Annotated in this window: 11 protein-coding genes; 5 read left to right on the top strand and 6 right to left on the bottom strand. The window is 74.3% G+C overall.

The features are described from left to right. The first annotated feature begins 129 nt into the window (after positions 1–129). Together ACWCXH_RS04795 and ACWCXH_RS04790 are read left to right on the top strand one after the other, a co-directional pair. Positions 130–600 (top strand): VOC family protein, encoded by a 471-nt coding sequence (locus tag ACWCXH_RS04795; protein WP_449799864.1) that lies wholly within the window; start codon positions 130–132, stop codon positions 598–600. Positions 601–613: 13 nt separating this feature from the next. Further along, positions 614–1534, top strand: a complete 921-nt coding sequence (locus ACWCXH_RS04790; RefSeq protein WP_449799863.1) for a pyridoxamine 5'-phosphate oxidase family protein — start codon at positions 614–616, stop codon at positions 1532–1534. Between the two features lie 161 nt (positions 1535–1695). Here ACWCXH_RS04790 and ACWCXH_RS04785 read toward each other — a convergent pair whose 3' ends face one another. The 4 genes from ACWCXH_RS04785 to ACWCXH_RS04770 form a co-directional block, all read right to left on the bottom strand. Continuing rightward, complete coding sequence (locus ACWCXH_RS04785; RefSeq protein WP_449799977.1) at positions 1696–2454, bottom strand: TrmH family RNA methyltransferase; 759 nt, start codon at positions 2452–2454, stop codon at positions 1696–1698. Positions 2455–2540: 86 nt separating this feature from the next. Continuing rightward, the gene (locus tag ACWCXH_RS04780) at positions 2541–3824 is read right to left on the bottom strand and encodes an HTTM domain-containing protein (RefSeq protein WP_449799862.1); all 1284 of its coding nucleotides are present in this window, start codon (positions 3822–3824) and stop codon (positions 2541–2543) included. Between the two features lie 5 nt (positions 3825–3829). Further along, a complete protein-coding gene (locus tag ACWCXH_RS04775; RefSeq protein ID WP_449799861.1) occupies positions 3830–4489 on the bottom strand; it encodes a DUF5819 family protein in 660 nt (219 codons plus the stop codon). A 92-nt stretch (positions 4490–4581) separates the two neighbouring features. Further along, positions 4582–5778, bottom strand: a complete 1197-nt coding sequence (locus tag ACWCXH_RS04770) for a rhodanese-like domain-containing protein (protein ID WP_449799860.1) — start codon at positions 5776–5778, stop codon at positions 4582–4584. Between the two features lie 279 nt (positions 5779–6057). On the opposite strand from ACWCXH_RS04770, the gene ACWCXH_RS04765 reads away from it, so the two are divergent. Next, on the top strand, positions 6058–8823 hold the full coding sequence (locus ACWCXH_RS04765; RefSeq protein WP_449799859.1) for a SpoIIE family protein phosphatase: 2766 nt from the start codon (positions 6058–6060) through the stop codon (positions 8821–8823). A gap of 82 nt (positions 8824–8905) precedes the next feature. On the opposite strand, the gene ACWCXH_RS04760 is transcribed toward ACWCXH_RS04765, so the two are convergent. Together ACWCXH_RS04760 and ACWCXH_RS04755 are read right to left on the bottom strand one after the other, a co-directional pair. Beyond that, entirely contained in the window at positions 8906–9619 is a 714-nt protein-coding gene (locus tag ACWCXH_RS04760) for a hypothetical protein (protein WP_449799858.1), read from the bottom strand. Between the two features lie 271 nt (positions 9620–9890). Next, entirely contained in the window at positions 9891–11687 is a 1797-nt protein-coding gene (locus ACWCXH_RS04755) for a phosphatidylglycerol lysyltransferase domain-containing protein (RefSeq protein WP_449799976.1), read from the bottom strand. A 312-nt stretch (positions 11688–11999) separates the two neighbouring features. Here ACWCXH_RS04755 and ACWCXH_RS04750 point away from each other — a divergent pair, with 312 nt between their 5' ends. Both ACWCXH_RS04750 and ACWCXH_RS04745 read left to right on the top strand, forming a co-directional pair. Next, positions 12000–12716 carry a response regulator gene (locus tag ACWCXH_RS04750; RefSeq protein ID WP_449799857.1) on the top strand — a complete coding sequence of 239 codons (717 nt, stop codon included), beginning with the start codon at positions 12000–12002 and terminating at the stop codon, positions 12714–12716. Further along, positions 12713–13858 (top strand): sensor histidine kinase, encoded by a 1146-nt coding sequence (locus ACWCXH_RS04745; protein WP_449799856.1) that lies wholly within the window; start codon positions 12713–12715, stop codon positions 13856–13858. The genes ACWCXH_RS04750 and ACWCXH_RS04745 overlap by 4 nt, the downstream gene beginning before the upstream one ends. The last annotated feature ends 32 nt before the right edge of the window (positions 13859–13890 follow it).

Genomic DNA, 13890 nt, shown 5'->3' with positions numbered 1-13890 from the left:
CACCTGCGCCACCACCTAACCCCTTCATGCCCTGATACTGGTTGACGCTCCATCACCTAACCATTAGCTTCATGAGTACCGGTTAGGCATGAGCTTCTCCGGCCCGCCCAGCCACGGGAGTGTCCAGGCATGTCCAGCCCCACCCTGATCCACACCCTGAAGACCGGCCACGTCGGCCTCAACGTCACCGACCTGGAGCGCTCGATCGACTTCTACCGGGCCGTCCTCGGCGTCCAGGTGGTGCACGAGGGCACCGACGCGGAGCGCCGCTTCGCCCTGATGGGCCGTGACGGCCGCCTGGTGGTGACCCTCTGGCAGCAGAGCACCGGCACCTTCGCCACCGGCACCCCGGGCCTGCACCACCTCTCCTTCGAGGTCGCCGGCCTCGACGAGGTCCGCGGGACCGAGCGCCGACTGCGCGAACTCGGTGCCGAGTTCGCGTACGACGGGGTCGTGCCGCACGGTGAGGGAGCGGACTCCGGCGGCATCTTCTTCACCGACCCGGACGGCATCCGGCTGGAGATATACGCCCGCACCGGAGTCGCCGCGACGGGCGCCGCCGCCCCCACGGCCGCCGCCCCGACCTGCGGCTTCTTCTAGACCGGAGGACGCAGTGACCACCGTCGGCACGCCCTACCACCGCGGCGAGCTCGCCGCCCAGGCACTGGCCGGCCTGCGGGACCGCGCCGACCACGCGGGCCGGTCGATCCGCGACACCATCCCGCCGGTCGCCGCCCGCTTCCTCACCGAGCGGCGGACGCTGGTGATCGGCGCCGCCGCCCAGGACGGCCGGGTCTGGGCCACCCAGCTCGCCGGCGCCCCGGGCTTCCTCCAGGCCGGCGACGAGCGGACCATGACGGTCGCCGCCCGCCCCGCCGGGGACGACCCGCTGGCCGCCGCGCTGACCGGCCCCGCCCGGGTCGGCACGATCGCCCTCGACCCGGCCGGCCGGCGCCGGATGCGGCTCAACGGCCGCTCGGTGCCGGACCGCCGGGGCGGCCTGGTGATCACCGCCGAGCAGGTGGTCTCCAACTGCCCGAAGTACATCCAGCGCCGCACCCCGCTCGACCGCCCGTCCGCCGGCGCCCCGCGCGCGGTGGCCGCCGGGCGGACGCTCTCCACCACCCAACAGCTGACGGCCGCCACCGCCGACACCTTCTTCGTCGCCACCGTCGGCCCGGACGGCAGCGTGGACGCCTCCCACCGGGGCGGCTTCCCGGGCTTCCTGCGGGCCACCGCCCCGGACCGGCTGGTCTGGCCCGAGTACCAGGGAAACAGCATGTTCATGACGCTCGGGAACCTGGAGCTCGACCCGCGGGTCGGCCTCCTCCTGCCCGACTGGGAGGGCGGCGGCGCCCTGCTCGTCACCGGCGAGGCCCGCACCGACTGGTCCCCCGGGGCCCGCGAGGGCGTGCCCGGCGCCCAGCGGATGGTCGAACTGACCGTCACCGGTATCGTCGAACTCGCCGACGCCACCCCGCTGGCCTGGACCGATCCCGAGTACTCCCCGGCCAACCCGCACCCCGCCGACTAGCCGACGCACTGTCAGCGCCAGGACCGGCAGCACCGTCTCCCGTCCGCCGCCACCACGCCCGGGCCGCCGAACGGCCGTCACCCGCGCGGACGACGCCGACGGCCGCCCGGCCCGGACACGTGGCACCGGCTGCTCTCCTGACGCCCCGGCGACCGCCCCGCTCAGGCGCGGCCGGGCGGGCGCCCCGACATCCAGTGGAAGAGCCCCATCGCGACGCTCGTCGCCAGGTTGAAGCTGGACACCCCCGGCTGCATCGGCACCGCGACCAAGTGGTCCGCGCGCGCCTTGAGCTCCGCGGAGACGCCGTGCCGCTCGGTGCCGAAGGCCAGCAGCGCGTCGTCCGGGAAGGCCAGCGTGCGGATGTCCGCACCCTCCGGGTCCAGCACGTAGAGCGGCCCGGCGGGCAGCTCCGGCAGCGCCAGCCGCTCGACCGCGGTCGCGAAGTGCAGGCCCGCGCTGCCCCGCACCACGGTCGGGTGCCAGGGGTCCAGATCGCCCGTGGTGACCACCCCGGTGGCGCCGAAGCCCGCCGCGAGCCGGATCACCGCGCCGACGTTGCCCAGGTTGCGCGGGTTCTCCAGCAGCACGACCGGCGCCCGGCGCGGACGGTGCCCGAGCGCGGCCCGGTTCGCGTCGGCGGACGGCCGCACGGCCAGCGCGATCACGCCGGTCGGGTGCAGCCGGGGCGCCAGCGTCCGCAGCGCGGGCTCCGGCACCTCCACCGCGAGCGCGGCCAGGGCCGGCCCGACGTCCTCGGCCAGCTCGGCGGCGAGCGCCAGCAACGCGACCCGGTCGGCGGTCAGCACCCGCCGCACCTCCCCGCCGAAGCGCAGCGCGTGCTTCAGCGAATGGAACCCGTCCAGCAGCACCGTCCCCGGCTCCCGCTCCACCGCCCGCCAGCCGCGCACCACGTCGTCCATGCCGCTCATGCTCCCACCTCTCCCCCAGCCTCCGGCCGGGGGTGCCACCACCGCTCGGCAACCGCTCCTCCGGCCGCGCCCGCCCGTCAGCAGCGCTCCCGCCGCGACGCACCGGCACGCCGGATCCGCCGCACCCGCGTCTGCGCCCACAGCAGCGCACCGGTCGGCAGGAACACCGCGTCCGCCGCGATCATCGCGAGCGAGAACACCGGCAGCCCGAGCACCACCGCGATCCCGAGGTGCTCGGCCATCATGACCGCCAGCAGCACGTTCTTGACCCGCCGGTTGAGCAGCGTGAACGGGAACGCGACCTGCACGATCACCGTGCCGTACGAGATCAGGAACACCGGCACCAGCGCCGAGCCGACCAGCGCGGACAGCCCCGGCCAGGGCGCGAAGTAGTCCAGGTGGAGCGGGTAGTACAGCGCGGTGCCGTCCTGCCAGCGCGAGCCCTGCACCTTGTACCAGCCGGCCGTGGCGTAGATCAGCACCACCTCGGCGGCGATCACCAGCATCGCGCAGTTGTGCACCATGTTCGCGAGCGCGTCGAGCACGGCCCGCACCTCGCCGTCCGGCCGCAGCCGCCCGAGCACCCACCAGGCTCCGGCCACCGCCCAGAGCCCCCAGAACAGCGGCGCCCACCCGACGTACGGGAAGGCGGGGGAGGTCCAGGTCAGGCTGTCGCCGGAGAAGTCCCCGAGCTGACAGACCGCCAGGACGGCTCCCAGCGCGGCCCAGAGCACGACGCCGCCCCGCCCGGGGCGGGCCCGGTCCGGGGGTGCCTCCCGGCCGGAGGCTGGGGGAGCGTCCAGCGACCACACCTCGGCGCAGCGGGTGAAGACCAGGTAGACCGCCATCAGGTGGACGACGTTGTCGCCGCCGTCGCCGAGGAAGACGTCGCGGTTCTGCAGCGACAGCACGGTGACCAGGAACAGCACCGTGCTCGCCCGGGTCCGCCAGCCGAGCACCACCGCGGCGGCGGCCAGCACCGCCAGGTGGTAGACCGCCTCGAACCAGAGCCGCCCGCCGAACCAGGGCAGCACGGTGAACGCCCCGTTGTCCGCGAGCAGCCGCTGGGCGAGGTCCGTCGACCAGGGCGAGAGGTCGCCGTACAGCACCCGCCGGTGGGGCCACTCGCGCAGCAGGTGGGCGAGCCAGACCAGCCCGAAACCGATCCGCACCGCCGCCGCCTGGTGGCGGCCGAGCGCCCGCCCGGTGAACGCGGTCAACGCCCGGCCGACGAGTTCGAGCGGACCGGGCACGCGCGGCGGCGCGGGTACGGGCTCGGGTACGGGCGTGGGTGCGGCCGGCTGTCCGGCCTGGCGCGGGATCCCGTCCGGCCGCCGCTGTTCCACCTCGGGCTGCGACACCTCGTTCACCCGAGCCCCCGGTAGTCCTCGTCGTCCACCGGCCACCACGGCAGCTCCCGCACCTTCGGCTCGGGCGGCGGCGCCTCGCCGCTCCAGGACGGCGGCGGGACGGTCGTCGAGGTCACCCGGAACTGGATCTCCAGGACCTTCTGGCCGTCCACGCTCCGGCCGATCCGCTGGAGCGCGATCCGCTTCAGGTACTCCTCGGCGAGCTTGCCGCGGCCGTTGGTCAGCGTCTCGTCCTGCGGGTTGTGCGAGCCGTCGTAGAAGTCCCAGGCCCGCCGCAGCAGGTTCTGGTCGACGTGACTGGGCGCCGGGTTGCCCCGTATCGCGGCGATGTCCCGGGCGGTCAGCCCGAGCCAGTCCCGGGTCTGGGTGGCACCACCGTCGGCGACGGTCCGCACCCGGGCGTCCAGGCTGACGTTCTGCTGGAGCGGGTTGGGCGCGAAGAGCTTCCAGTTCTGCTCGAACTCGGGGTAGACCAGGCCGTCGATCTCGTTCCGGTACTGCCGGGACACCGTGTTGGCGGGCGCGACGTGCAGGAACACCGCGCCGAGGAAGAGCCCGGTCCCGGTCATCAGCACCACGGCGGCCAGGCCCAGCACCAGCTGTGCGGGCCGCGACCACGCCCGCCCGTCGGCCGGTGCGTCCGTGCCGTCAGCCATGCGCACTCCCCCTGCCGGACGGGCGCCGCCGGGCCCGTCCCGGGTCGGTCGCGCGCCCATCCTGCCCTACCGGGCCCGGGGGAGCGTACGGGCTACAGCACGTAGGCGTCCTGGCCGCTGCTGCTCACCATCGGACGGCCCGCGCCCTCCCAGGCGTACATGCCGCCGTCCACGTTCACCGCGTCCCGGCCCTGCTGCACCAGGTACTGGACGACCTGCGCCGAGCGCCCGCCGACCCGGCACAGCACGTACAGCTTCTCGTCCGGCAGCTCGCCCAGCCGGGCGATGACCTGACCGAGCGGAATGTGCAGCGCGCCGTCCACGTGGCCCGCGTCCCACTCGTCCTGCTCGCGGACGTCCAGCAGGACGGCGTCGGCGGGCACGGAGGCGGCGTCGGCGGAGGGGATCTGCGGGAACATCGTCTGGCTCTCCTGGGAATGTGAAGGGTCCGTGCCATTGTCGCCCACCGGCGACGAAGGATCGCCGAGCAGCCGGGCCAGCTCGGCCTGCCGGTCCGCTGCCTTGGCCAGCAGCTCCTCGGCGAGCTGCTCCAGCAGCCGGTCCGGGTCCTGCGGTGCGAGCCCGAGCAGCTGCCCCATCGGGGTCCGCTCCAGCCGGACCTGCTCGGCGGCGGTCTCGGCGATCTTCGCGGTGAGCCACTCCAGCCGGCGGCGCAGCCACTCCAGCCGGTCCGGCGCGTCCGGCGCCGGGGCCGCCTCGGGCGCGGTGGACCACTCGGCGGCCAGGCCCGCCAGCGCGTCGGCGTCGCCGAACGCGTAGGCCTCGTTGACCCGGACCAGGAACCCGGCCCGTCGCTGCTGCTCGGCCGGGTCGGTGGTGAGGTCCGGGTGGGCGCGGCGCACCAGCTCGCGGTAGATCCGCTGGGCCTCCCGACCGGGGCGGACCTTGGCCGGGGCGGCGGGCGGCGCCGGCACGGCCTCCTCCTCGCCGCCGCCGCGCTGCTCGCGGACGGACTGGACGGAGTCGAACAGCGCGTCCAGATCGGGGAGTTCCTCGACCTGCTGCCGGGCCTCGGCGGCCCGCCGCAGGTCCTCCGGCCGCCCGGTCCGGGCCGCGACCGCCTCGGCGACGAGGGCGTCCAGCTCGTCCAGCCGGGCGTAGAGCGGGCCGAGCAGCTGATGGTGGATCAGCGCGAAGTTGTCGATCTCGACCCGCAGCGTCTGCACGTCGACGTCCATGCTCAGCCAGGCGAGTTCGGCGGCGGCGACCCGCTCCTCCAGCTCCTGCTGCTCCGGGTCCGTCCAGCGGACGGGGCTCTGCGCGGTCACATCTCGCCTCTGTCTCGTCCTGCCGTCGGCTGGCCCGCCGACCGGTTCCGCGGTGCGGCCCGGCCTGCCACCCTACCCCCGCGCGAGAAGCGTCAACCGGCTGGAAGGGGGGTACGAACCGGCGCGAGGCAAGCGGTGTGCAACCGATCCTGATGAATCTCCTCGTTTCGCTATCGAGCCCGGCCCGGTCCGTGCTTCGCTGGTATCCACACAGCGTGCCTTCCTCCAGAGAGACGGCCGCCTCCAGGCGTGGCGGCCAGGCGGGAGCAGACCGAATCCATGGTGGACGAGCCCAACTCCACACCGCGTCCGGCGGGCGCCGAGCCCGTTCCGGAAGGCCCCCCGGCCGGCGTGGTCGCCCTGGTCCGACTCGCCCTCGTCCTGGTCGACCGGGCCGGGCGGATCGCGCAGTGGAGCCGGGCCGCCGAGGAACTCTTCGGGCACCGCGCCGAGGTCGCCCGCGACCGCCCCGCCTCCGGCCTGCTGCCCGCCGTGGAGCCCCGCAGCGCCTCCGGCGGCACCGGCGCCCGCCGCCGCTGCGACGCCCTCGACACCCTGGCCGCGCTGACCGCCGACGGCCACCCCTGGGCCGGCCAGATGCCCGTCACCGACCGTGAGGACCACCTGCGCGACGTGCTGTGGTGGGCCTACCCGCTGCCCGGCCCGTCCGACGGACTGCTCGCCCTCGCTGCGGACGCCCGCCCGCTGCGCACCGCCGGCCCGCGCCTCGCGCTGGGCGAGCGGCTGCTGCCGTTCGCCGCCGCCCCCGCCGCCCGGGGCGGCTTCCACGGGCTCGTCGCCACGCTCACCCCGCCCGGCGGCCCACTCGCCGGTTCCGCTCTGGCCGCGCCGCTGGCCCGGCTCCTGCCCACCGCCCACCGCGCCCCGCTCCTGGAGTCGCTGGAGCGCGCCGGACTCCCCGCCCTGCGGCTGGACGCCGCCACCGTCCTGCCGCTGCTGCCGTCCGACCCGCAGTCCGGCACCGCGCACGCCGCCGCCGGGATCGGCCGCCGCTACCCCACCGCCCAGCAGCGCGCCGCCCGGATCGGCCCGCCGCCCCAACCCGAGCAGCCCGCCGCGACCCGTGCGGTCCGCGGGCGCCCGGCCGGCCCGCTGCCCGGCCAGCGCGAGTTGACCGAGCGGCCCGCCGGCAGGTCGGCCGCCGCCCTGTCCGTCCCGTCGCCCTCCGGAGGAGGCGCCACCATCGAGCCGGCCGCCGTCGAACCGTCCGCCAACGGCCACCAGGCCCTCTCCCCGGCCCCGGCCGGGAGGTGCTCCCGCGGTGACCAGTCCCCGCCCGCCGTCCCGCCCCCCACGAGCGCCGACGGCCCGCCGCCGGCCGGCCGCCTGGGCCCGTTCCTGACCAACGGCCACGCCGGCGAGCAGCTGGCCCTGCTGAACGAGGTCGGCGGAAAGGTCGGCACCACCCTGGACCTCGGCTTCACCGCCCACGAGCTCTGCCAGGTGCTGGTCCCCCGGGTCGCCGACTTCGCCTGCGTGGACCTCGTGGACGGACTGATCTCCGACTCCGAGCTGCCCGCCGCCCGGCCGGACGACGACACCATGCTCCGCCGGGTCGCCCTGGTCTACAACGAGACCGGCGGCGCCTGGGACCACGTCCTGGCCGAGGGCTCGCTGGTCAGCATGCCCCGCCGCACCCCGCCCGGGATGGCCCTCCAGCTGAACCAGCCGGTCCTGGTCCCGGTGGTCAGCGACGACGTCGCGGTCGACTACGCCATCGCGCTCGGCGGCGTCCGGCTGGCCCCGGTGGTCTCCGGCCGCTCGATGCTGGTCGTCCCGCTCTCCGCCCGGGGCACCGTGCTCGGCATCCTCAAGCTGCTCCGGCTGCCCGACCGCGCCTGCTTCGACGAGAGCGACGCCGCGACCCTCAAGGAACTGGCCGTCCGCGCCGCCCTCTCGCTCGACAACGCCCGGCTGCACCGTGCCGAGGCCAGGGTCGCCACCACCCTGCAGCGCTCGATGATCCCGACCCGCCCGCCGCAGATCCCCGGCGTGCAGATCGCCCACCGCTACCTGCCCGGCGACCCGAAGGCCGAGGTCGGCGGCGACTGGTTCGACGCGATCCAGCTGCCCGGCAGCCGGGTCGCCCTGGTGGTCGGCGACGTGATGGGCCACGGCCTGCACTCGGCCGCCGCGATGGGCCGCTTCCGCACCGCGATGCAGACCCTCGCCGCGCTCGATCTGCCCCCCGGCCAGCTGCTGCGCCACCTCGACAACCTGGCCCACAAGCTCGGCGACGACCACCTCGCCACCTGCCTGTACGCGGTCTACGACCCGATCAACCGGACCTGCGAACTGGCCAGTGCCGGCCACGTCCCGCCGGTCCTGGTGCACCCGGACGGCAGCGGCGAGCTGCTGGAGATCCCGGCCGGCGCGCCGATCGGGGTCGGCGGGGTGCCGTTCGTCGCCAAGACCATCGACGTGTCGGACGGCTCGATGCTGGTGCTCTGCACCGACGGCCTGGTCGAGGTCCGGGGCGGCGACATAGGAGCCGGACTGGCCGCGCTCTGCGGCAACCTGATCGACCCCGGGCAGAGCCCCGAGCAGGCCTGCGACGTGGTGCTGGAGCGCCTGCACTCGGACGACCGCAAGGACGACGTCGCCCTCCTGGTGGCCCGCTTCGACGGGGTCGCCCCGTCCGAGGTGGCCACCTGGAACCTCACCGTCGACCACCGCGAGGTCCGCCGGGCCCGCGCCCTGGTCCGCGAGCAGCTGGCCGCCTGGCACCTGGAGGCGCTCAGCGACACCACCGAGCTGCTGGTCAGCGAGCTGGTCACGAACGCCGTCCGGGTGGCCAGGGACCGGGTCCAGCTCCAGCTGATCCGGGTGGACAAGCTCCTGGTCGAGGTCAGCGACGACAATCACAACCTGCCCTCGCTGGAGCCCGCCGAGCAACTGGGCGAGACCGGCCGCGGCCTCACCCTGGTCACCAAGTTCGCCGAACGCTGGGGCACCGCCCGCAAGGCGGTCGGCAAGGTCGTCTGGTTCGAACTCCCGCTGCCCCACGGGACGCCGAAAGCCTGACGGCCGGGCGGAGCGGTGATTCCGCCTCACCCGGCCGTCAGGCCGGAACGTCTCTCATGAGCCGCTCAGGGAATTGAGCCTCTCAGGGAATGACGGCCCCCGCCGAGGTCCGCCGCCGGGCCTCCACCGCGACCTCGCGGGAGGCCGCCGTGGCCACCGAGGTCGCGGCCCCGACCCCGGCCAGCACCCGCGGCCAGAAGCCGCCGAACACCTCGGCCGAGACGGCGATCAGCAGCGCGGTGATCACCGCGACGACGTGCTCCAGACCGGCCAGGTTCGGCAGCACGACCGCCTCGCCGACCATCAGGACCACCACCAGCCCGGCGGTGAGCCAGGCCCGGCAGCGGAACGCGATGCAGATCGCCAACGCCACCACCGCGGCCGACGGCCCGGTGTCCCGCACGTGGGCGACCCACTTCGGGAAGCCGAACAGGTGGTCCGGCCCGATCGCCACGCCGACCCGGGCGAACAGCGTGCCCGCCAGGGTGCAGGAGTAGGCCACCATCAGCAGCATCCGCCGGCCGAGCACGATCTCGGCGATGCCGAAGACCACGAAGACCTGGGCCAGCGCCCCCCAGACCGGCAGGTCGAGCGCCGGGACGTACAGCGACAGCGGGGTCCGCAGCAGCGAGACGTCCAGCGGCAGCGCGGCCTTCACCACACCGATGTGGTTGACGAAGCGCTCACCGCCCGGCAGGTGCTGCACGATGCTGAACAGCAGGATCAGAGACGTCGCCGTGGTGGCCAGCGGAACGGCGGCGAACTTCTTGCGCACCACCCCGTCGCGAACCTTCACGAACAACGTCCCCCACTCGGCGAAAGCGGCCGCTCTGGCTGTCGCCAGCGGCCCCTTTCGCACGCCCCCCGTGTGGGTCCTGTGAATCACAGCCGTCCTCTCCTGAATCCCCGAGCCGTTAAGTCTTTTCTCAGCTACCCCAACATTAGAAGCCTGTTAACAAATCCACATCGGCATGGATGGGGATAAGGGTCATCCTCAGGGGGGAGGGGATCCCCCCTAGGGCACCCCCATCCGGCCGTCCGCAGCCCTCCACCCCCGGGCGGAGGGACTACCCCTTGCCCTGCTGCGCCCCCACGGGCACCCGGGGCGCCACCACGGCGGACCGGGCGTGCCGGCGCCGGAAAAGGGCTGGCATGCTCGGCGCGACGATGAAGCCCTCGGCGCGCGCGCTCGCGATGCCGATCCGCGGGATCTCGCTGCTCTTCTCGAAGAGCAGGTAGCGCGGCTCCCAGATCGGCCGGTACTTGGCGTTCGCGCGGTACAGCGACTCGATCTGCCACCAGCGCGAGAAGAAGCCCAGCACGGACCGCCACAGCCGCAGCACCGGGCCGGCGCCGAGCCGCGAACCGCGCTCGAAGACCGAGCGGAACATCGCGAAGTTCAGCGACACCCGCTTCAGCCCCACCTCGTCGGCGCGCTGGAGCAGCTCGATCACCATGAACTCGACCAGGCCGTTCTCGGTGTCCCGGGCCCGGCGCATCAGGTCCAGCGAGAGCCCGTCCGGACCCCACGGCACGAAGCTCAGCAACGCCTTGAGCTCGCCGTCCCCGTCGTGGCACTCCAGCATCACGCAGCGGCCGTCGGCCGGGTCACCGAGCCGGCCGAGCGCCATCGAGAAGCCGCGCTCGGTCGCGCCGTCGCGCCACTCGTCGGCCTTGGCCACCAGCTGCTCCATCTCCGCCTCGGAGATGTCCTCGTGGCGGCGGATCCGCACGGTGTACCCGGCCCGCTTGACCCGGTTGTACGCCTGGCGGACCACCCGCATGGCCCGGCCCTCGAGCGAGAACTCGTCCAGCTCGACGATCGCCTCGTCGCCCAGCTCCAGCGCGTCCAGCCCGTGCCGGGCGTAGATCACCCCGGCCTCCTCGGAGGCGCCCATCACGGCCGGCGCCCAGGCGTGCTCGCGGGCCTCGGACAGCCACGCGTCGATCGCGCCCGGCCAGGCCTCCGGGTCGCCGATCGGGTCGCCCGAGGCCAGCGACACCCCGCCGATCACCCGGTAGGTGACCGCCGCCTTGCCGCTGGGGGAGAAGATCACGGCCTTGTCCCGGCGCAGCGCGAAGTAGCCGAGCGAGTCCCGCTCGCCCTGCTTGTCCAGCAGCGCCCGCAGTTGCGCCTCGTCCTCGGGGTTCAGCAGCTCCTTGCCGCGCGGGCTGCGGAAGGCGACGTACAGGACGAGCAGGAACAGCACCGCGCCCATCGCGTTGATCGCCGCGTTCACCCAGGTCGGTGCGGCGATCACGGAGCGCAGGTGCTCGGTCGGGGTGATGGTGATCATCCGGCCGACCGAGTAGCGGAACAGGTCCCAGAAGCCGGCGCCGGTCAGCTCGTTGGTCAGCCACACCAGCAGCGCGCCCACCCCGCCACCGAACAGCAGCCCGCCGACGAAGGTCGCGGCGGCGGTCTTCGGGTTGGACTCGTCGCCCTTGGACGTGAACTCCTTCCGCCCGACCAGCAGCGCCAGTACGAACAGGCAGGTCAGCACGGTGGAGACGTAGTTCAGCGGGTGCCGGTCGAAGCGCTCGTCGGGCAGCACCATGGCCAGCACGTAGAGCAGCGCGAATATCCCGGCCAGTGCCGCGTTGAAGATCCACGCGGCCCGCTTGCGCCGCCGCATCGCGACGGCCAGGAACACCGACAGCACCGCGCTGGCCAGGCCCGAGGTCATCAGGTACGGGGTGAAGTACTCACCCTCGTTGTGCTCGCTGACCTGGTCGCGGAACGGCGCCAGCAGCACTGTCGCCACGTTCAGCAGCGCGATCAGCCGCAGGTACCAGACGGAGGCCGCGGCGGCCCGCGGGCGCCAGCGGTCGAGCAGCCCGACGGGCCGGGGCCCGGCGGACATGGCGGACGGCTCCGACTTCACAGTGGACGACACAGCTCAATTCCAAACGATCAGATGGTGGGGCGCATCCGCACACGGCCCGGCGCCGGGCGCCCGCACGGGCCCGACGGACTGACCGGCGGCCCTCGGGCTCGCCGGCCCCCACACGAGGAAGCGGGCCGACAAAAGGGCAGCCACCAACATGGTTCCCCACCTCGCGTGAGAATCGCGTGAACCGGGTAGCGGATTCCAGCCCCCGCCGTTCGGCGGGGGTGCGGACCCCCCAGGCGTTCGGCGACCCGCCCCGGCTACCCCTACCCTCGACATCGACCCGTGCGCGGACCGCCACCACCCGGCCGCCCGACCCGAGGAGGCACCATCGCCACCACCCGCGTGCTGATCGTGGACGACGAGATCCTGGTCCGCTCCGGCCTCGGCCTCATCGTCGGTTCCGCCCCCGACCTGGAGGTGGTCGGCGACTGCTCCGGCGGCCAGGCCGAGGAGCACGTCCAGCGGCTGCGCCCGCACGTCGTGCTGCTCGACATCCGGATGCCCGACCTCGACGGCATCTCGGTGCTGCGCCGCGTCCGCGCCCTGCCCGACCCTCCGGCCGTGGGGATGCTCACCACCTTCGACACCGACGAGTACATCGGCACCGCACTGCGGGCCGGCGCCTCCGGCTTCCTGCTCAAGGACACCGCCCCCGAGCAGCTGGTGCACGCCGTCCGGGTGCTCGCGGCCGGCGGCAACATCCTCTCCCCGACCGTCACCCGCACCGTGATCGGCGGCTACGTGGACGGCGGCGGCCCGGACGCCGAGGCCTCCGCGCTCGCCCGCACCCTCACCGGCCGGGAACTGGACGTCCTGGCGCTCCTCGGCGAGGGCCTGTCCAACGCGGAGATCGCCGACCGGCTGTTCCTCGGCACCGGCACCGTCAAGGACCACATCAGCGCGATCCTCGGCAAGCTCGGCGCCGCCAACCGCGTCCAGGCCGCCGTCCTCGCCCACCGGGCCGGACTGGTCCGACCGAAACCCGGCGACGGGGCATGACCGCCGCCGACCAGCTGCCGTCGAGACGGCTGCCGGCCTGGTGCACCGCGCCCTGGCTGATGCTGCTGCTGCCCGCGCTGTACTCCCTGATGGACGCGGCCCTGGTCGCCCGGGACGCCGCGTGGTGGCAGGTGACGCTCTCGGTGCTGGCCGCCGTGACGCTGCTCTGGCGCCGCCGCTTCCCGCTCGCGGTGCTGCTGCTCACCATGCCCGGCAGCTACGTCGCCGACATCTGGCTGGCCCCGATCACGGCCGTCTACACGCTGGCCGCCGAGCGCCCCGGCCCCCGCCTCGTCATCCCCTTCGGCACCCTCTTCACGCTCGTCGAGTTCTTCCACTGGCCGATCTCCGACCAGACCGTCTGGCTGAGCCGCGACACCGCGCTCTACGCCATCCAGTCGCTCATGCTCGCCGCCGGCCCCGCCGCCACCGGCCTGCTCGCCCGCACCCGGCGGGAGCTGGCGGCCCGGGTCGAGGAGCTGACCCGCGGCCAGGAACGGGAGACCAGGCTGCTCGCCGAGCGCGTGCTGATCAGCGAGCGCGGCCGGCTCGCCCGCGAGATGCACGACGTCGTCTCGCACCAGGTCAGTCTGATCAGCATCCAGGCCGGCGCGCTCCAGGTGAGCACCGCCGACCCGGCCGCGGCGTCCACCGCCCGCACCATCCGCGAGCTCTCCGTACGCACGCTCGACGAGCTGCGCCAGATGGTCGGCGTGCTGCGCACCGGCGACCCGCACCAGAACACCCCGCTCGCGCCGCAGCCCCGGCTGGCCGACCTGCCCCGGCTGATCGAGGAGAGCGGCCTGGCCGCCGACGCCGAGCTGGCGCCGGGCGACCGCCCGTGGCCGGAGGCGGTCGAGCGGGCCGCCTACCGGACGGTCCAGGAGGCGCTCACCAACATCACCAAGTACGCCCCGGACGCGGCCGTGCACGTGAAGGTGCGGGCCAAGGGCCGACGGCTGAGGGTCGAGGTGCGCAACGATCCGCCGCCGGCGCACCCCGCCGAGACCCTGCCGGGCGGCGGCCACGGCCTGGTCGGCCTGCGCGAGCGCGCCCAGCTGCTCGGCGGCACCCTGATCGCCGGCCCCACCCAGGAGGGCGGCTTCGAGGTCCGCGCCGAACTCCCCGTCTCCCGCTGCTGAGGCGGAGCCGGCCTGGCGGGACCGCCGCGCGA

Source organism: Kitasatospora sp. NPDC001660 (genome assembly GCF_053596725.1).
The sequence above is the reverse complement of the archived record's forward strand: the minus strand, read 5'-3'. Positions and strand labels throughout refer to the sequence as shown.